Origin of the sequence: Salinispora sp. H7-4 (assembly GCF_013416675.1) — a bacterium.
In the GTDB taxonomy this organism is placed as follows: Bacteria; Actinomycetota; Actinomycetes; order Mycobacteriales; family Micromonosporaceae; genus Micromonospora; species Micromonospora vitiensis.
This window is the reverse complement of record NZ_JABZED010000016.1, coordinates 146918-163563: the sequence shown is the minus strand read 5'-3', so window position 1 is coordinate 163563 and position 16646 is coordinate 146918. Positions and strand designations below refer to the sequence as shown.

General features: G+C 69.7%; 17 protein-coding genes. 7 read left to right on the top strand and 10 right to left on the bottom strand.

Annotated features, from left to right (window positions below; genetic code table 11):
- Position 1 precedes the first annotated feature (1 nt).
- Together H0524_RS11805 and H0524_RS11800 are read right to left on the bottom strand one after the other, a co-directional pair.
- A complete protein-coding gene (locus tag H0524_RS11805) occupies positions 2–232 on the bottom strand; it encodes a sulfurtransferase TusA family protein (protein ID WP_180198685.1) in 231 nt (76 codons plus the stop codon).
- Complete coding sequence (locus tag H0524_RS11800) at positions 229–1380, bottom strand: aminotransferase class V-fold PLP-dependent enzyme (RefSeq protein ID WP_180198684.1); 1152 nt, start codon at positions 1378–1380, stop codon at positions 229–231. Before H0524_RS11800 ends, H0524_RS11805 begins: the two co-directional genes overlap by 4 nt.
- A 195-nt stretch (positions 1381–1575) precedes the next feature.
- Here H0524_RS11800 and coxB point away from each other — a divergent pair, with 195 nt between their 5' ends.
- Together coxB and H0524_RS11790 are read left to right on the top strand one after the other, a co-directional pair.
- Positions 1576–2547: a cytochrome c oxidase subunit II gene (gene coxB / locus H0524_RS11795; RefSeq protein ID WP_026322667.1), complete on the top strand. Its 972-nt coding sequence runs from the start codon at positions 1576–1578 to the stop codon at positions 2545–2547.
- A 10-nt stretch (positions 2548–2557) separates the two neighbouring features.
- A complete protein-coding gene (locus H0524_RS11790; protein WP_180198683.1) occupies positions 2558–2983 on the top strand; it encodes a cytochrome c oxidase subunit 4 in 426 nt (141 codons plus the stop codon).
- 230 nt (positions 2984–3213) lie between these two features.
- On the opposite strand, the gene trpD is transcribed toward H0524_RS11790, so the two are convergent.
- The 3 genes from trpD to H0524_RS11775 all read right to left on the bottom strand — a co-directional run bounded on the left by trpD (position 3214) and on the right by H0524_RS11775 (position 5809).
- Positions 3214–4275, bottom strand: coding sequence for an anthranilate phosphoribosyltransferase (gene trpD / locus H0524_RS11785; RefSeq protein WP_180198682.1), 1062 nt, complete (start codon positions 4273–4275; stop codon positions 3214–3216).
- A gap of 78 nt (positions 4276–4353) precedes the next feature.
- On the bottom strand, positions 4354–4749 hold the full coding sequence (locus tag H0524_RS11780) for a chemotaxis protein CheY (protein WP_018223185.1): 396 nt from the start codon (positions 4747–4749) through the stop codon (positions 4354–4356).
- 91 nt (positions 4750–4840) lie between these two features.
- Positions 4841–5809 (bottom strand): cytochrome c oxidase assembly protein, encoded by a 969-nt coding sequence (locus H0524_RS11775; RefSeq protein ID WP_180198681.1) that lies wholly within the window; start codon positions 5807–5809, stop codon positions 4841–4843.
- A 107-nt stretch (positions 5810–5916) separates the two neighbouring features.
- On the opposite strand from H0524_RS11775, the gene H0524_RS11770 reads away from it, so the two are divergent.
- The 5 genes from H0524_RS11770 to H0524_RS11750 all read left to right on the top strand — a co-directional run bounded on the left by H0524_RS11770 (position 5917) and on the right by H0524_RS11750 (position 11000).
- Positions 5917–6516 (top strand): heme-copper oxidase subunit III, encoded by a 600-nt coding sequence (locus tag H0524_RS11770; protein ID WP_180198680.1) that lies wholly within the window; start codon positions 5917–5919, stop codon positions 6514–6516.
- Positions 6517–6588: 72 nt separating this feature from the next.
- Positions 6589–7422 (top strand): cytochrome c, encoded by an 834-nt coding sequence (locus H0524_RS11765; protein WP_180198679.1) that lies wholly within the window; start codon positions 6589–6591, stop codon positions 7420–7422.
- A 67-nt stretch (positions 7423–7489) separates the two neighbouring features.
- Positions 7490–8572 carry a ubiquinol-cytochrome c reductase iron-sulfur subunit gene (locus H0524_RS11760; RefSeq protein WP_180198678.1) on the top strand — a complete coding sequence of 361 codons (1083 nt, stop codon included), beginning with the start codon at positions 7490–7492 and terminating at the stop codon, positions 8570–8572.
- The gene (locus H0524_RS11755) at positions 8569–10176 is read left to right on the top strand and encodes a cytochrome b N-terminal domain-containing protein (protein WP_180198677.1); all 1608 of its coding nucleotides are present in this window, start codon (positions 8569–8571) and stop codon (positions 10174–10176) included. Before H0524_RS11760 ends, H0524_RS11755 begins: the two co-directional genes overlap by 4 nt.
- A gap of 143 nt (positions 10177–10319) precedes the next feature.
- The gene (locus tag H0524_RS11750) at positions 10320–11000 is read left to right on the top strand and encodes a DUF4142 domain-containing protein (RefSeq protein ID WP_180198676.1); all 681 of its coding nucleotides are present in this window, start codon (positions 10320–10322) and stop codon (positions 10998–11000) included.
- Between the two features lie 127 nt (positions 11001–11127).
- Here the strand turns inward: H0524_RS11750 and H0524_RS11745 are convergent, their stop codons facing one another.
- The 5 genes from H0524_RS11745 to H0524_RS11725 form a co-directional block, all read right to left on the bottom strand.
- On the bottom strand, positions 11128–11415 hold the full coding sequence (locus H0524_RS11745) for an Lrp/AsnC family transcriptional regulator (RefSeq protein WP_018726831.1): 288 nt from the start codon (positions 11413–11415) through the stop codon (positions 11128–11130).
- A 36-nt stretch (positions 11416–11451) separates the two neighbouring features.
- The gene (locus H0524_RS11740) at positions 11452–12318 is read right to left on the bottom strand and encodes a sugar phosphate nucleotidyltransferase (RefSeq protein WP_180198675.1); all 867 of its coding nucleotides are present in this window, start codon (positions 12316–12318) and stop codon (positions 11452–11454) included.
- Positions 12315–12857, bottom strand: coding sequence for an NUDIX hydrolase (locus H0524_RS11735; RefSeq protein ID WP_018726829.1), 543 nt, complete (start codon positions 12855–12857; stop codon positions 12315–12317). Before H0524_RS11735 ends, H0524_RS11740 begins: the two co-directional genes overlap by 4 nt.
- 53 nt (positions 12858–12910) lie before the next feature.
- Positions 12911–14698 carry a bifunctional (p)ppGpp synthetase/guanosine-3',5'-bis(diphosphate) 3'-pyrophosphohydrolase gene (locus H0524_RS11730; RefSeq protein ID WP_180198771.1) on the bottom strand — a complete coding sequence of 596 codons (1788 nt, stop codon included), beginning with the start codon at positions 14696–14698 and terminating at the stop codon, positions 12911–12913.
- Between the two features lie 124 nt (positions 14699–14822).
- The gene (locus H0524_RS11725; protein WP_180198674.1) at positions 14823–16580 is read right to left on the bottom strand and encodes a DEDD exonuclease domain-containing protein; all 1758 of its coding nucleotides are present in this window, start codon (positions 16578–16580) and stop codon (positions 14823–14825) included.
- Positions 16581–16646 lie beyond the last annotated feature (66 nt).

Here is a 16646-nt window from a genome sequence, read left to right as displayed (position 1 = left end):
GTCAGTGCCGGCGGCGTACGTCAAATCCCGGGCCGTCGGGGCCGTCCACCCGGCCCACGAACTCCTGACCTCGAAGCCGGCACCAGGCGGGCAGGTCCACCGCGGCGGCCGGATCGTCGGCCAGCACCCGGACGAGGGTGCCCACCGGCAGCTCGGGCAGGCGGCGGGCCAGCGTGATCACCGGTAGCGGACAGCGTTGCCCCCGGCAGTCGATTAGCTCGGGCGTCGTCACAGCCCCACCACCCCGGCTTCGGCCCGCAACGCGGCCACGATCCCCGGCAGTTCGGTCAGGAACCGCTCCACCTCGGCCTCGGTGGTGTCCCGGTGCAGCGAGACCCGAACATTGCCGTGCGACAGCACCCCCATCGCCGCCAGCACGTGCGACGGGCGCAGCGTCGACGAGGTGCACGACGACCCGGAGGAGACGGCGAAGCCCCGCCGGTCCAATGCGTGTAGCAGCGCCTCACCATCGACGTACAGGCAGGAGAAGGTCACCAGGTGCGGAAGTCGATCTTCTGGATCACCGACCACCTCCACATCCGGGACCTCGGTCGCCACCCGAGCCCGGATCCGGTCCACCAGGCGGGCGAGCCGGGCCGACCGCGCCGCCGCGTCGGCCGCCGCCGCGCGCAGGCTCGCCGCCGCCGCGACGACCGCCGGTAGGTTCACCACCCCCGGGGTACGCCCTGCCTCGCGTTCGTCCATCGGCCACGGCGACTCCCAGCGGGTGCCCTTGCGGACCACCAGCAGCCCGACCCCCGGCGGTCCGCCCCACTTGTGGGCGCTCGCGGTCAGCACCGACCAGCCGGCCGGCACTGGAGCGTGCCCGACCACCTGTGCCGCGTCAACGTAGAGCGGCACTCCGGCGGCGGCGCAGACGGCACCGGCGGCGGCGACCGGCTGCACGGTGCCCACCTCGTGACTCGCGGCGATCAGGGCCGCGAGCGCGGTGCCAGGTGCCCCGACCGCCGCTGACCAGGCGTCCAGATCGATTCGGCCGACCCGGTCGACCGGGACCGATGTCGCCGCGCCGCCGCCAGCCACGTGCCGTTCGGCGGCGTGCAGCACCGCCGAGTGTTCGATCGCGGAGTGCACCAGGCCGGACCCGGCCCGGCGTCGTCCGGCGAGCCCACCGAGGACGGCCGAGTGCGCAGCCGCCGTACCACTCGGGGTGAAGGAGAGCTCGTCCGGTCGGACGCCGAGCGTGGCCGCGGCGGCTTCCCGCGCCGCGTCCAGGAGTTGACGCGCCCGTCGTGCCGGGGCGTAGAGCCGTTGTGGGTCGGCCCAGCCGTCGTCGAGGGCAGCCAGCAGTGCCTGTCGGGCGACGGGGTGCAGTGGCGCGGCGGAGGCGGCGTCCAGGTAGACCGGAGAGGCGTTCACGGAACTCCACGATATCGCCTCCGCTGTCCCGTGATCACCCCGATGGGGGCGGACAACCACCCCAATCGGGTCCAGCCGGTCCTGGTCGAGTAATCTGCGACCGTCGGTGACCCCTTTTGCCGCCGGTGTTGTAGCTCCACCGGCGGAGGCCGGCAGACCAGATGACACGGCGGCGCGCTAGGGAGGCAGGACCAGGTGGTCGCAAGGAGTTCGGAGGTACGGCCGTCGGCCGTACGGCACAGCGTGTACCCGGGAGCCGGTGGGCGCCGGGTGCGGGGTGCCGGCCGGGTGGCTGGGCTCGGTCTCGGCGGAGCGGCACTGCTGGTCCTGCTCACGGGCTGCGATGTCGGCGCCGCGTTCGGCGGCTTCGGCTGGCCGCAGGGCGGCATCACTCCCGAGGCGAACCGGATGTACGACCTGTGGATCGCCTCGTGCATCGCGGCGCTCGCGGTCGGTGTCTTCGTGTGGGGCCTCATCTTCTGGTGCGTGGTGCGCTACCGGAAGCGGGGCAACGAGCTGCCGGTGCAGACTCGCTACAACCTGCCGATGGAGTTCCTCTACACCATCGCCCCGATCCTGATCGTCGCCGTGCTCTTCTACTACACGGCGATCGTGCAGACCGACGTGGGCAAGACCTCCCGGGACCCGGACGTCACCGTCGAGGTGGTCGCCTTCAAGTGGAACTGGCAGTTCAACTACCGCGACGGCCAGGGTGTGGAGGCCAACACGGTCGCTTCGGTCCTCGGCACCAGCGAGGTCATCCCGATCCTGGTGTTGCCCTCGGACCGGTCGATCCGCTTCGAGGAGACCAGCCGCGACGTCATCCACTCGTTCTGGGTGCCGGAGATGCTGTTCAAGCGCGATGTCTTCCCCGGCAGCATTCGCAACGTCTTCGAGGTCTCCAAGCTCGAGGGCGAGGGTGCGTACGTGGGCCGCTGCGCCGAGCTGTGCGGCACCTATCACGCCTTCATGAACTTCGAACTGCGGGTTGTCACGCCGGAGAAGTACGACCAGTTCCTCGCCGCCAAGCAGGATGGACAGTCCACGCAGGCGGCGCTGACCGCGATCGGTGAGGATCCGTACGCGATGACCACGGAGCCGTTCGACACGCGACGCACCGAGTCGAACTTCAACCCCGACAAGTCGGCTAGCGGTTCGGGTAGCTGAGGGAGCAGGCATGAAGACCGAGTGGCGCATCTTCCTCATCATCGCCGGGTTCCTGCTCTTCGCCTCGGCGCTCTATGGGGGCTGGACCTACGGCGACGGCGGCCAGATCGAATGGGTTGGCACCATCGCCCTGCTGTTGAGCTTCGCGCTCTGCCTGATGTGCGGCGGCTTCTTCTGGTTTGTCGCCCGGCGGATCGATCTGCGCCCCGAGGACCGGGCTGATGCGGAGATCGCTGATGGCGCGGGTGAGGTGGGCTTCTTCAGCCCGGGCAGCTACTGGCCGTTCGGGATCGCGCTGGCGGCCACGATCGCCGGTCTCGGCCTCGTGTTCTGGCAGCTCTGGCTGCTGGCTATCGGCCTGCTGGCGGTCGTCTTCGCCGCCTGTGGCCTGCTCTTCGAGTACTACAGCGGCACCCGGCGCACCGCCGAGCACTGATCGCAACCAGTCGAACGGCCCGTTCCCGGCAGGGAACGGGCCGTTCGCCGTGCGGGGCGCCCGCAGTGGGACCGGGGGAGATCGGTCGGTTCGGTTGATCGTCCGGCCGGCCCGACCTGGCCTCCGGTCTTTCCGGCGGTCCGGCGCCGCGTCTGAGCCGGTCCGGCGTTGGCTGAGTTGGTCTGTGGGCTGGGCTGTCCGGCGCCGCGTCTGAGCCGGTCTGCGTGGGCTCAGACGGCCGCCGGCCGGACGGTCTGAGCGACCTCGATCCAGCGGTCCAGAGTCTGGGCCGCGGCGCCGGAGTCGATCGAATCGGCGGCGCGGAGTAGGCCGGCCCGGAGCGCCTCGGTCAGGTCTGTGTTCAGGGGTCCCTGGGTGGCGAGCGCGGCGGCGGCGTTGACCAGCACCGCGTCTCGCACCGGCCCGGTCTCCCCGGCCAGCAGGCGGCGTACCGCGTCGGCGTTGTAGGCGACGTCGCCGCCACGGAGGTCGGCGAGGGTGGCCCGGGGTATCCCAAGGTCGGTCGCGTCGAGCACCACCTCGGAGACCGTGCCGTGCTGTGCCGCCCAGATGCGGGTGGGTGCGGCGGTGGTGAACTCGTCGAGCCCGTCCTCGCCGCGCAGGACGAGAGCCGAGTCGCCGCGAGCGGCGAAGACCGCGGCCATGACCGGCGCCATCCGTGCGTCGAAGCAGCCGACCGCGCCGGCTCGGGGACGAGCCGGGTTGGTGAGCGGGCCGAGGAAGTTGAAGGCGGTTGGTACGCCCAGCTCCCGGCGGACCGGGCCGGCGTGGCGCATTCCGGGGTGGAACCGGGCGGCGAAGCAGAAGCCGATCCCCGCCTCGGCGACGCAGGTAGCCACCGCTTCGGGGCCCAGGTCCAGCGGCAGGCCGAGGAACTCCAGTACGTCCGCGGTACCGCAGGACGAGGAGGCGGCCCGGTTGCCGTGCTTGACGACCCGTACGCCGGCGCCGGCGACCACCAGGGAGGCCATGGTGGATATGTTCACGGTGTGCGCGAGATCGCCACCGGTGCCCACCACATCCACTGCGGTGGCACGGAGCTCCGCGGGTAGATCGACTCGAACGGCGTGCGTGAGCATCGCCTCGACCAGGCCGGAGAGCTCGGCGGGGGTCTCACCCTTGGCCCGCAGCGCGACGGCGAAGCCGGCGATCTGTGCCGGGCCCGCCGATCCGGACATGATCTCACCCATCGCCCACGCGGTGTCAGCGGTGGATAGCTCCTCGCCGCGCAGCAGCGCGGCGAGCAGGTGTGGCCAGGTCCGTTCGCCCATCGGGTCCTCCCGAGCGGTCCAGGGGTTGGGATCCGGCGCCGGCGGATCCGGCGCCGAGGCGGTGCCGGAGTGGGGACGTCAGGTCGGTGCGTGGGTCCGCAGGACTTCGGCAACGGTCGTGCCGGTGGTCACCGGATCGAGTGGATGCACCAGGGTGGCGTCAACCTCGGCGTAGGCGGCGAGCCATCGGTCGGCAGCGCGAGCGAGCACCACGCAGGTGGGCGGGGCGTCGGCCCGGTCGTCCTTGATCTGCCGGGCGATGCCGAGGCCGCCGCCGGGATGGGCCTCGCCGTCCAGGAGTAGGAGATCAATTTCGTAGTCGTCGACCAGGCGGATGCACTCGGCGTAGTCGGACGCGTCGACGAACTCCACCAGGAGGCCGGGTGCGGGCCGGGTGCCGACGGCGAGTCGCATCCGATCCCGGACCTGTGGGTCGTCACTGTAGAGCAGGACAGTGCACCGACGATCGCTCATTGCTTAACTGGCTCCCACCTCGTAGCTATCTGCCGATCGTACCGGGCGTACCCAGCAGGGCTTCCGCGGGCGGTGCTCCGCGGCTCGGCGGTCAGCCCACCGTCGGACTGGCCCGCTGTTCGGCCTCCTGGCGGTCCAGCTCGCGGTCGATCCGGCGGGCCTCCTGTTCGGCCTGGCGCATCCAGCGCACGACCAGCACCGCCAGCATGGTGACGCTGACGAACTCGCCGCCGGCCCAGAGGATGCCGCCGGCGATCACCTGGTCCTCCCACGGGTCGGCCCAGGTCAGGCCGAGCGAGGAATGCCAGTCGCCACCGAAGAGGGTGGTTGACTGCATGACGGTGAGTCCGAGCACGGTGTAGAACGGCACGCAGAGCAGCATCAGCAGGGCCCGGCCCGGGTAGGGCCAGCGGTTGGGCAGCGGGTCGAGCCCGAGCAGCGGCCAGAAGAGGACGCATCCGATCAGGAGTACGTGTGCGTGGACCAACTCGTGCGCCCAGGCGTGTTCGAGCGTGTAGCGGTACAGGTCGGTGAAGTAGAGGGCGAACGGGGTGACCATGAAGATCGCGAAGGCGACCAGGGGGTAGCTGCAGAGCCGGGCGGCCCGGCTGTGCACGAGCGCTCGCAGCCGCTCACGCGGGTGCGGTGGCAACGCCTGTAGCGCCAGCGTGACCGGGGCGCCCAGGGCCAGGAAGATCGGTGCCACCATGGAGAGCACCAGATGCTGCGTCAGGTACACCGACAGCAGAGTCGTGTCGTAGGCTGCCAGCCCGCTGAGGGTCACCGTGGCGATGCCGCCGAGGCCGGGGCCGAGGAAGAGCAGCGTTCGGGCCACCGGCCAGCGGTGGCCACGCACCCGGAGCCGGCGTACGCCGTAGAGGTAGAGTCCAGCTGCGAGCGCCAGGCCGACGGCGATCCAGCTGACCGGCTGCACCTCGGTGACGATCGATGTGAGGCCGAATGGTGGTGGGGCGGCCGCGGGTGCCGCAGGTGCGGCGACCGAGGTCGCGGCCGGTGCGGCGACTTCGGTAGCAATGGAGACTGGATCGACGCGCTGCACGTTTTAACCCTAGGTGAGGCTAATCGGACCCCCCCGATCGGGCTGCCCGGAGCACCGGTTTGGGCCCCCGCTGATCGCCGGCCTTGCTGAACGGCAATAATGACCGCGTGACTGCGGCCCCAGCGATTGACAAGAGCCGGATCCACTCCCTGACGCGACCCAACATGGTCAGCGTCGGGACGATCGTGTGGCTCTCCAGCGAACTCATGTTCTTCGCGGCGCTGTTCGCGATGTACTTCTCGATCCGTGCCGCGGCGCCGGAGCAGTGGGCGGAGCACACTCCGCACCTGAATGTTCCGTACGCGACGACGTTCACGGTGATTTTGGTGCTCTCGTCGGTGACCTGCCAGATCGGCGTGTTCGCCGCGGAGAAGGGGGACGTGCACGCCCTGCGGCGCTGGTTCACGATCACCTTCGTGATGGGACTGATCTTCGTACTCGGCCAGGTGAACGAGTATCGGGAGCTGATCCACGAGGGCGTCAAGATCAACGAAGATGGCTACGGCTCGATGTTCTACCTCACCACCGGCTTCCACGGCCTCCACGTGGCGGGTGGTCTGGTTGCCTTCGTCATCTTCATGATTCGCACCACCATGGGTCGATTCACGCCGGCGCAGGCGACGTCGGCGATCGTGGTGTCGTACTACTGGCACTTCGTCGATGTGGTGTGGATCGCGCTCTACGGCATGATCTACTGGCTTCAGTGATCTTGGCGCGCCCCGAACCGCGCCGCTGATTCGTCCCCTCAGGCAAGGTCCAACCGGTTAAGGACACAGGTCATGACTTCTGACAACGACCGCCGACGCGGTCTGTTCGCGCGGCTGCGCGGGCGGCCCGCGGCGCGCAGCCGGGGCCGCCGCCGGCTGGGTGCCGCGGTCCGGCTGCTGGCAGCGCTGATGCTGGCCGGCGGCGCCTACACGGCCTTCGCCCCCAGCGTGCAGGCGCAGGACACGCCGATGTCCGGCGCCGCCGCGGATGGCAAGGCGCTGTTCAACGAAAGCTGTGTGAGCTGCCACGGTCGCAACGCGCAGGGCGTCGAGGGGCGCGGCCCGAGTCTGGTCGGTGTTGGCTCCGCCTCGGTCGAGTTCCAGGTGGGCACGGGCCGCATGCCGATGGTCCGGCAGGAGGCCCAGGCGCCCCGCAAGCCTCCGGTCTTCACTCCCGATGAGATCCGTCAGCTCGGGCAGTACGTCCAGGAGTTTGGCGGCGGCCCGGAGTTGCCGGCCGGCGAGAACCTCCACGAGGACGGCAACCTCGCCGCCGGTGGTGAGCTGTTCCGGATCAACTGCGCGCAGTGCCACGCCTTCGGCGGTGGCGGCGGAGCCCTCTCCTCGGGCAAGTACGCGCCGAGCCTGAAGCCGGCCAGCGACCGTCAGATCTACGCCGCGATGCTCAGTGGCCCGCAGAACATGCCGGTGTTCGGGGACAACCAGATCACGCCCGAGCAGAAGGCCGACATCATCGCCTACATCCAGGCGAACCTGAACCACAACCAGGACCCGGGTGGCTTCAACCTCGGCCGCTACGGCCCCTCGACCGAGGGCCTGGCGATCTTCCTGGTCGGCATCGTCGCGCTGGTCTTTACCACCCTGTGGATTGCGGGTAAATCGTGACCGGGCGGTTCCTGACCAACATTGCGCCGGTGTCGCCGGTCGGCACCGCCCACAGCGAGGTGACGGCATGACCACCACCCACCCTGGACACGCGGGCGGCGACCAGCCGGTCGACCTGGATGATCCGGATCTCAGTCGCTTCGACATCGTCCGTGCGGGCGCCCGTGAGGACGACATTCAGATCGTGCACTACGAGCCCCAGGTCGTGCCGGGCAGCAAGGCCGAGCGGCGACTGAGCCGTACGGTCGCCCTGTTCTTTCTGCTGACCGGCGTCTCCGCGACCGCCTTCCTGGCGATCTACATCTGGTGGCCCTGGGAGTACGAGCTGGGCTACGGCGGCGACAAGTGGTACACCCCGTTGCTCGGTGTCACCCTGGGTATCTCCCTGCTCGGCATCGGCTTCGGCGTCCTCACCTGGGGCAAGAAGCTGCTGCCCAAGGAGGTGTCGGTTCAGGACCGGCACGAGGGTGTCAACGAGCGGGACCGCAAGATCACCGGACAGACGATGCTCTACATGGCGGACGAGCTGGGCGTGAAGCGCCGGCCGTTGCTGGGAGTCTCGCTGCTGGCCGGTCTCGCACCGGTCGGCGCGGTGGCCGCGGCGCCGCTGGTGGGTGGCCTGATCTCGCAGCCACACAAGAACAACCAGATGTTCACCACGGGTTTCGCGCCCATGGAGGGCGGACAGCAGGTTCGGCTGGTCCGTGAGGACGGCCGCCCGATCCGTCCGGCGGATATCAGCGCTGGTGGCCAGATCACCGTCTTCCCCGGCATCGAACACGGGGTGAGTAACAAGTACGCGGACTCGCCGGCGTTGTTGATCCATCTTCGGGACGCGGATGCACAGGAGGCCCGCGAGGCCAACGTGCGGATCGGCCACGACGACTTCATGTGGGGCAACTTCGCCGCCTACTCCAAGATCTGCACGCACGCTGGCTGCCCCGCCAGCCTCTACGAACAGCAGACCAACCGGCTGCTCTGCCCGTGCCACCAGTCGCAGTTCCTGATCACCGACAACGCGAAGCCCATCTTCGGTCCCGCCAGCCGTCGGCTGCCGCAGTTGCCGATCGTCGTTGACGACGAGGGTTACTTCGTGGCCACGTCCGACTACACCGAGACCGTCGGGCCCGACTTCTGGGAGCGGCCGTGAAGCGGCGCAAGTTTGAGATGGCAGCCGTCCCGGGGAACGTGGCCCGGGGAGTGGACGACCGCTTTCAGGTGGCCACCCCGCTCCGTCGGCTGCTGAACAAGGTCTTCCCGGACCACTGGTCCTTCCTGCTGGGTGAGATCGCGCTCTTCTCGTTCATCGTGCTGCTGCTCACCGGGGTCTTCCTGACCTTCTTCTTCGAGCCGGCGATGACCGAGGTGATCTACAACGGCAGCTACGCCCCGCTGCGGGGCACGCCGATGTCCGCCGCGTACGCCTCCAGTCTGGACATTTCGTTCGATGTCCGCGGTGGCCTGATCATGCGGCAGATGCACCACTGGTCGGCCCTGCTGTTCATGGCCGCGATCGTGGTGCACATGCTGCGGGTCTTCTTCACCGGCGCGTTCCGCAAGCCGCGGGAGACCAACTGGATCATCGGCTCGCTGCTGTTCTGGGTCGGCTTCCTGGCCGGCTTCACCGGCTACTCCCTGCCGGACGACGGGCTCTCCGGCACCGGGCTCCGGATCGCCTCCGGCATCATGTTGTCGATTCCGGTGATCGGCTCCTGGCTCACGTCCTCGATCTTCGACGGCGAGTTCCCCGGAACGATCATCGTCAGCCGGTTCTACATCGCGCACGTACTGCTCATCCCCGGCTTGCTGCTCGCCCTGATCGGCGCCCACCTGGGGCTGGTCTTCAAGCAGAAGCACACCCAGTGGCCCGGCCCGGGCCGGACCAACGACAACGTGGTCGGCGAGCGGATGTTCCCGCGCTACGCGTTGAAGCAGGGCGGCTTCTTCATGGTCGTCTTCGGCGTGATCGCGCTGATGGCCGGCCTGTTCCAGATCAACCCGATCTGGCTCTTCGGGCCGTACGAGGCGTGGGTGGTGTCGGCTGCCAGCCAGCCCGACTGGTACGTCATGTTCCTCGACGGCTCTACCCGGCTGATGCCCGCCTGGGAGATCAACATTCCGATCGGCGACGGGTACGTTATCCCGCCGCTGTTCTGGCCAACTGTCGTGTTGCCCGGGGTGTTGGTGGGTATGTCCGTGCTCTACCCGTTCATCGAGGCCCGGCGCCTCAAGGACTACCGTAGCCACAATCTGCTCCAGCGGCCGCGGGACGTTCCGGCGCGGAGCGGGCTGGGCGCCATGGCCGTCACCTTCTACCTGGTGCTGGCGCTCTCCGGGGCGAACGATGTCATTGCCGACAAGTTCAATATCAGCCTGAACGCGATGACCTGGGGTGGCCGGATCGGTCTGCTGCTCCTCCCGCCGCTGGCGTACTTCGTCACCTACCGGATCTGTCTGGGGCTCCAGCAGCACGACCGGGAGGTTCTGGCGCACGGGGTCGAGACCGGCATAATCCGGCGGCTGCCGGACGGTCGGTTCGTCGAGGTGCACCAGCCGCTCCACCGCGAGGACGGCGAACTGGAGTACGTCGGCTGGGTGGTGCCGAAGAAGATGAACCGGCTCGGCGCGCTGGGCCCGGCGATCCGGGGCTTCTTCTACCCGATCGAGAAGCCCGCCGAGGCGCCGGTATCGCCGGCACCCCCGGTCGATTCGGACACCGAGCGTTCGGAGATCACCAGCGGCGAGCGCCGCTGACCTCACCCGCGACGTAGCCGCATGTGGCGCCCGCCGGAGTTTCCGGCGGGCGCCACATCTGTTGGGCGTACCTGGGCTGGGACCGAGGAATAACCCCGGCCAGCCGGGTATCCGTGCGGTCCAACGTCTCTAGGGGAGGACGAATGTTGGGATTCAAACGTCTGGGCCTGCTGGCCGCGCTGGTGCTGGTGGGTATCGCACCCGCCGCGGCCACCCACGCCGCGGCGCAGCCGTCACAGCAGGACACCCAGTACCTGCAGGCCATTCACCAGGTGAATCAGTTTGAGATCGGCAAGGGGGAACTGGCCGGACAGAAGGCCCAGGACCAGGGGGTCAAGAATTTGGGCCAACAGATCGGGACTGACCACACCCAACTGGACGAGAGTGTCCAACAGGTCGCCAACCAGCTCGGTGTCGAGCTGTCGAGCGAGCTGACGGCCGACCAGCAGGACGCCACCGACCAGATGAACAACGCCAGTGGCGAGGAATTCGACCAGCTCTGGGTGACCAGTAACCTGACCGCCCACGTCCAGGCCATCCAGGCCACCCAGACTGAGATCTCGCAGGGCTCCGACTCGTCGGTGATCGAGCTTGCGCAGACGGCGCTGCCGACCCTGCAGACCCACTACGACGAGTTGGTCGAGCTGGCCAACCAGCTGGGTGTCCCGGTCCCGCAGAGCACCGGCACCGGCACCCCGAGCCCGGGTATGACCACTCCGGGCCCGGGCACCACCACCGAGAGCCCGGCTCCGGGTGGTACCACCGAGTCACCGGCTCCGGGTGGCGGTACCGGCACTGAGACCCCGGCTCCGGGTGTGAGTTGACCACGATGAGGTTGGTCCGGACCACGATGAGGTAGGTCCGGACCACGAATGAGGTACGCAGACGGCTGGTCCACCCCGGGATGGGTGGACCAGCCGTCTGCCGGCAGCGGCGGCGCCTGCCGCCCCGTCAGTCGGCGGTGGCGAGGCCGATCGCGAACGTCTGCTCGAGATCGTGCTGCGAGTACGCGCGGAACGCGATGTGGGAGTCGGTGTTCAGGACCCCCGACACCCTGGAGATGCGCCCCGCGATCACCTCAGCGATCTGCTCGAACTCGCGGACCCGGACTATCGCGACCAGGTCGACCTGTCCGGCCACTGAGTAGACCTCGCTGACACCGGGCAGGGCGGCGAGTGCCTCCGCCACCTCGGGGATCGAGTCGGTGGCGCAGTCGATCAGCACAATCGCGGTGATCACGGGAGTTCGCTCCGTTCGTCGGCTTCGCCGTTCATGCTAGCTCCCGGCAGCGGCGGGTTCGCTGACGACGACGGTGAGATCGGTCCCCGCGCGGATCGCATTCTGAACGTGCTCCTCCGCTGCTACGGTGGCGCCCGGCCAGACCACAGCCCTGGTGACAGCCCCGTGTACCCGGGCGCCCGCCCCGACCACTGCCGACCGGCACCGGCCGGTGACCAGCGCCGTGGGGTGAACCAGGGTGTCGCCGCCCGTGGCGTGCAGGTTGGCGGTGAGATAGTCGGCGGGTGTGCCGGTGTCGTAGAACGTGCCGGGATAGCGGACCACGGTCAGCTCGCCGGCTGCCTCCGCCGGCCGCCAGACCGTCCGGACCAGGTCGCCGAACTCCAGGGGTAGGTCCCGAACTAGCCGCCAGGGCAGCAGGGAGAAACCGGTGAAGGCGTGGCCGTCGAAGGTGCCGGGTGCCGTCGGGTTCACGGCGGGCTGGCCCAGCAGCCGTACGGTCTCGCCATCCCAGCCCTGCAGCAGGGTGGCGATATCTGGCCCAGGTGGACGGTCCGGGTCGGCGAGGTAGGCGTCGGCGTTTCCGACCAGCACGCCCCGCCCGTTGATCCAGTCGCGTAGCTTCGCCAGGCCGCCGGCGGTGCCGAGCGGGCCGTCGGGCTCCACCGACCGGTGGGCCCGGTCGCCGACGTGCGCGACTACCTGCTCCGCGAGGTAGCTGGCGTTGACCGCCACCCGGCTCGTCCCCGTCAGGCCGATCCCGGCGAGCCGCGCGAGCACCCGGTCGAGTAGCGGGACGTTCCCGACCGGACAGAGCGCTTTGGGTACCCGCTCGGTCAGCGGACGCAGCCGGCTGCCCTCGCCGGCGGCGAGGGCCACCGCGCAGACCTCGACGGCGGTCACTGCTGGTGGTCGGGGAGCGCGGGCGGGAACTGCCCGGCCAGCGGCCCGATGTCGAAGTAGCCGAGCAGGCGGGCCGTGGGCCAGGTCAACTTCGGTAGGGCGTCCAGCGGGTGCCAGGCGGCCTCGAAGACCTCCGCACCGTCAACCCGCAGGGCCGTGGTCGACGCCGGAACCTCGGCGGTGAACACCACGTCCACCCAACCCTTGTCGTGGACGACTGCGTTCGGCACCGCGGGGGTCAGCTCGTGGGGGGAGAGCCGGATGCCGGTCTCTTCGTAAAGTTCGCGGCAGGCCCCGAGCACCGGCGCCTCCCGCTTCTGCAGCAGCCCGGCTGGCAGCGTCCACCCCCGGCCGGGCGGTTGGCGCAGCAGGAGCAGCCGGCCGGCTCCCGTGGCCTCGGTGTCGCGAACGAGGGTGACCGCACCGACGATGTACTTGGGCACGGTGAGCCGGACCAGGCGACGCCGGACGGGCAGCGGGAGCCGGTAGAAGACCTGGTATGCGACAGCACGTCCGGTTACCCGCAAGCGGCAGATCATGCGTTCAGGCTAATGCCGTCGGGTGAATCCCTGCGGGCCTGGGGCCGGTCGGGTCACCGCCGGTGGTCGACCAGGTCGATGAGCTGCTGCACCACCGTGTCCGGTGCGATCGCCCGGTCGAAGACCGCGACGAGCATCGTCTCCAGGTCGGGGTAGCCGAGCTCCTCGGAGAGCCGGAGCAGGGGCAGGTCGCTGGCGAGACCGCGGTCGTGCTTGCGTAGGGCCAACCCGACGGCGGCCCGGCCGAGGCGGACCTTGTCGGCGATGGAGATTCCCGGTTCGGTGTGGTCGGCGAACCAGCGGTTGATCTGCATCTGGGCTTGTGGGGACTTGACGAAGCCGAGCCACTCCCGGCGGGGGCCCCGCGGGGCCCCGTCGAAGTCGCTGGGCGCCTGCTCGGTCTCGGTGAAGATCTCCACGACGTCGCCGTCCTCGAGGCAGGAGGAGAGCGGGGCGAGTCGACCGTTGATCCGGGTCGCCAGGCAGTGGTCGCCGCGCTCGGTGCCGAGTTCGTACGCGAGGTCGACCGGGGTGGCTCCGGCGGGCAGCACCACCTGTCGCCCGTCGGCGAAGACCTGGATCTGCGCCTCGGCGAGGTCGCTGCGCAGCGACTCCAGGAACTGCGCCGGGTCGGCGGTCTCCTGTTCCCAGTCCAGCACGCGTCGCAGCCAGTCCAGTCGTTCGTCCCGAACGGCCTGGTCAACGCGGGGGCGGGGGAAGCGGTAGCTGGCGGCGATGCCGTATTCCGCACAGCGGTGCATCTCTTCGGTGCGGATCAGCACCTCCACCGTGCGGTCTCGCAGCCCGCGAACGCTGGTGTGGAGGGAGCGGTAGAGGTTGTTCTTCGGGGAGGCGATGTAGTCCTTGAACCGGCCGGGTACCGGCGGCCACGTGCCGTGGATGGCGCCCAGAGCCGCGTAGCAGTCGGTGTCCGGGCCGTTCACGACGACGACGACCCGGGGCAGGTCGTACGGGGTGGCGTGGTCACCGGCCACGGTGTCCTTCCAGATCGAGTAGAGGTGGCGCGGCCGGGGGGTCACGTCGGCGTTGACCCGGCTGCGGCGGAGCGCCGTCTTCGCCCGGGAGACGATTTCCGTCAGGTATGAGTCCCAGCCGGGCCGGTCGTGCAGGTGCCGGGTGATGCGGTCGTGCTCCGCTGGCTCCAGGTGCATCAGGACGATGTCATCCAGTTCTCGCTTGAGCTTCTGGATGCCCAGCCGGTCGCAGAGCGGAACGAGCACCTCCTGGGTCTTGCGGGCGATGCGCTCCCGGGACGCGGCGGAGCGAACCCCGAGCGTGCGCATGTTGTGCAGCCGGTCCGCCAGTTTGATGATCAACACGCGGACGTCCCTACCGGCCGCGATGATCATCTTTCGGGTCGTCTCGGCCTCGGCGGCTTTACCGTAGAACGCCTTGTCGAACTTGGTGACTCCGTCAACCAGGTGGGCGACCTCGGGCCCGAAATCGTCGGCGAGGGCCTGGAGGGTGTAGCGGGTGTCCTCGACGGTGTCGTGCAGCAGTGCTGCGACCAGGGTGGTCGCGTCCATGCCGAGACCGGCGCAGATCTGGGCGACCGCGAGCGGGTGGGTGATGTAGGGCTCGCCGCTCTTGCGGAACTGCCCGCGGTGCATCGTCTCGGCGATCGTATACGCCCGACGCAGCACCGACGGGTCCGTTCCGGAGTGGATGTTCCGGTGGGTGCGGACCAGCTCACCAACCGGTTCGGCCTCGGTGGTGGACCAGGCCCACAGTGTCCGCAGTCGGCGGGTCAGCGGCAGCTCCGCCGGTTGGGGCGAAAGCGCGCCCTCCAGGGCGGCGCCGTGTCCGGCGTCGACATCCACGAGGGATACCTCCTCACCCCGGCCCCAGGGCACCGTGCCCGGTGCCGGGAGCCGGCCCAGAAACGGGCGGGACTGCACTTGTTAACAGCTTATGCGAGTCAGCGTCATCCGATCAGCTGGTTGGTCATGGGCTTTCGGTCGAGAATTGGTGGGAAGCCGCGTGTGTCGCCTTCGTAAGCAGGGCTCGGAACCGTCCCGCACCGGCAGCCGGGGAGGCCCAGGCGGACGACATCTCCACCAGCCGGGTCTCCGAACGCTCCAACCAGGACAGAATCCGCTCGGTCTCCTCGGCGCTGGTAGCCGGCGTGGGTCCGTGCCCCGGGGCGACGGTCTCCGCGGTCGCCCGGATCGTGGCGATCGTCGGTCGTGGGTGGATCCCGGGCGGGGACACCCCGGCGCCGGCCAGCCGTCCGTGCCGCACCAGCGCCAACTCCCAACCCCCATCCGCCGCCGGCCGGGCAGCCACCACCTCGGCGATCCCGGTCAGCGCGGCGAGTCGCTGCATCCGGGTAATCGCGCGGAGCACGGCGGTGAGCCGGGACCGCACCACCGCGGCCTCCTCGTAGCGTTGTCCCGCCGAGAGTGTCTCGATTCGGCCAAGCAAGGCGTCCACCACGCCCTGCGGGTCGCCGCCACACGCCGTACGGAAGGGCGTCGTCGCGCGGTCCTCGTACTCCGCCGGAGTGATCCGGTGCTCGCAGGGCGCCAGGCAGCGACCCAGCTCGGCCACGGCGCACGCCGGCGTGACCTTCCGTGACGACAGCCGGTGCGTGCACTGCCGCAGTGGCATCGCGTCGTGGAAGCCGGCCGCCGCGAGCTCCGCGGCGCGGCGGGAGGCGAAGGGCCCGAGGTAGGCCTCGTCCCCTGGGGCCAGGTTTCGCACCACCGACAACCGTGGGTACGCCTCGTCGGTCAGCTTCAGCCAGACCACCCGCTCGGGGAACTTCGACCGTCGGTTGTACGGCGGGGCGTGCGTTCCGATCAGGCGCAGCTCCCGCACCTGGGCCTCGAGCGAGTGGGCGCACTCCACCGCCTCCACCCGCTCGGCGGCGGCGAGCATCTCCGAGATGCGGGCCCGCTTCTCCCCGGCCGTGAAGTAGCTGCGGACCCGGGTGGCGATGTCGACCGAGGTGCCGACATAGAGCGGGCGGTCGTCGGTGCCCCGGAACAGGTAGACCCCGGGCGAGTGGGGCAGGCCCTCGGCGAGGTGCCGCTTACGGCGTTGCGTCGGGGTGACCGCCCGGGCGAACTCGATCGCCTCGCCGATGGTGTGCACCCGGTGGCCACCGAGCCGCGCGATCAGGCCGTGGAGCACGTCAACGGTCGCCCTCGCATCGTCCAACGCCCGGTGGGTGGGCCGGGTGGCGGTGCGGAAGTACGCCGCGAGGGTGCCGAGTCGGCGGTTGGGCACCTCGTCGCGGGTCAGCACCCGTCGGGCCAGCGCCGCCGTGTCCAGCACCCGCGGGTTCGGCCAGCGATAGCCGTGCGCCGCGCAGGCCGCCTTGAGAAACCCCACGTCGTACGGGGCGTTGTGGGCAACCAGGACCGCGTCGGCGGAGAGGAACTCGAGGAAGCTCGGCAGGACCTCGGTGACCGGTGGGGCGGGTCGCAGCATCGCCTGGGTGATGCCGGTGAGCACGGTGACGAAGGGTGGGACCGATGTGCCGGGATTGACCAGGGTGGCGAGCTCGCCGAGCTGTTCGCCGCCGCGGACCTTCACCGCGCCGATCTCGGTGATGCCGCCGCCGTCCGGCGCGCCGCCCGTGGTCTCGAGGTCGACCACGACAAAGGTGGTCGCGTGGAGCGGCAGTGCCGGGTCAACGCCGCCGACAGCGGGGTCGAGACCGGCCAACAACTCCTGGACATATTTCTGCGGTGCCATCGGCGGGCACGCTAACGGCCCGGTCCGACACCGTGCCCCGCGGCCTTCGCCGTCGTGTCGCCCGTG

Excerpts from the sequence above, each read along its gene's own strand:
- H0524_RS11725 (WP_180198674.1), bottom strand. The coding sequence starts at position 16,580 with ATGGCACCGCAGAAATATGTCCAGGAGTTGTTGGCCGGTCTCGACCCC.
- H0524_RS11765 (WP_180198679.1), top strand. The coding sequence starts at position 6,589 with ATGACTTCTGACAACGACCGCCGACGCGGTCTGTTCGCGCGGCTGCGC.
- H0524_RS11780 (WP_018223185.1), bottom strand. The coding sequence starts at position 4,749 with ATGAGCGATCGTCGGTGCACTGTCCTGCTCTACAGTGACGACCCACAG.
- H0524_RS11735 (WP_018726829.1), bottom strand. The coding sequence starts at position 12,857 with ATGATCTGCCGCTTGCGGGTAACCGGACGTGCTGTCGCATACCAGGTC.
- H0524_RS11760 (WP_180198678.1), top strand. The coding sequence starts at position 7,490 with ATGACCACCACCCACCCTGGACACGCGGGCGGCGACCAGCCGGTCGAC.
- H0524_RS11790 (WP_180198683.1), top strand. The coding sequence starts at position 2,558 with ATGAAGACCGAGTGGCGCATCTTCCTCATCATCGCCGGGTTCCTGCTC.
- trpD (WP_180198682.1), bottom strand. The coding sequence starts at position 4,275 with ATGGGCGAACGGACCTGGCCACACCTGCTCGCCGCGCTGCTGCGCGGC.
- H0524_RS11750 (WP_180198676.1), top strand. The coding sequence starts at position 10,320 with ATGTTGGGATTCAAACGTCTGGGCCTGCTGGCCGCGCTGGTGCTGGTG.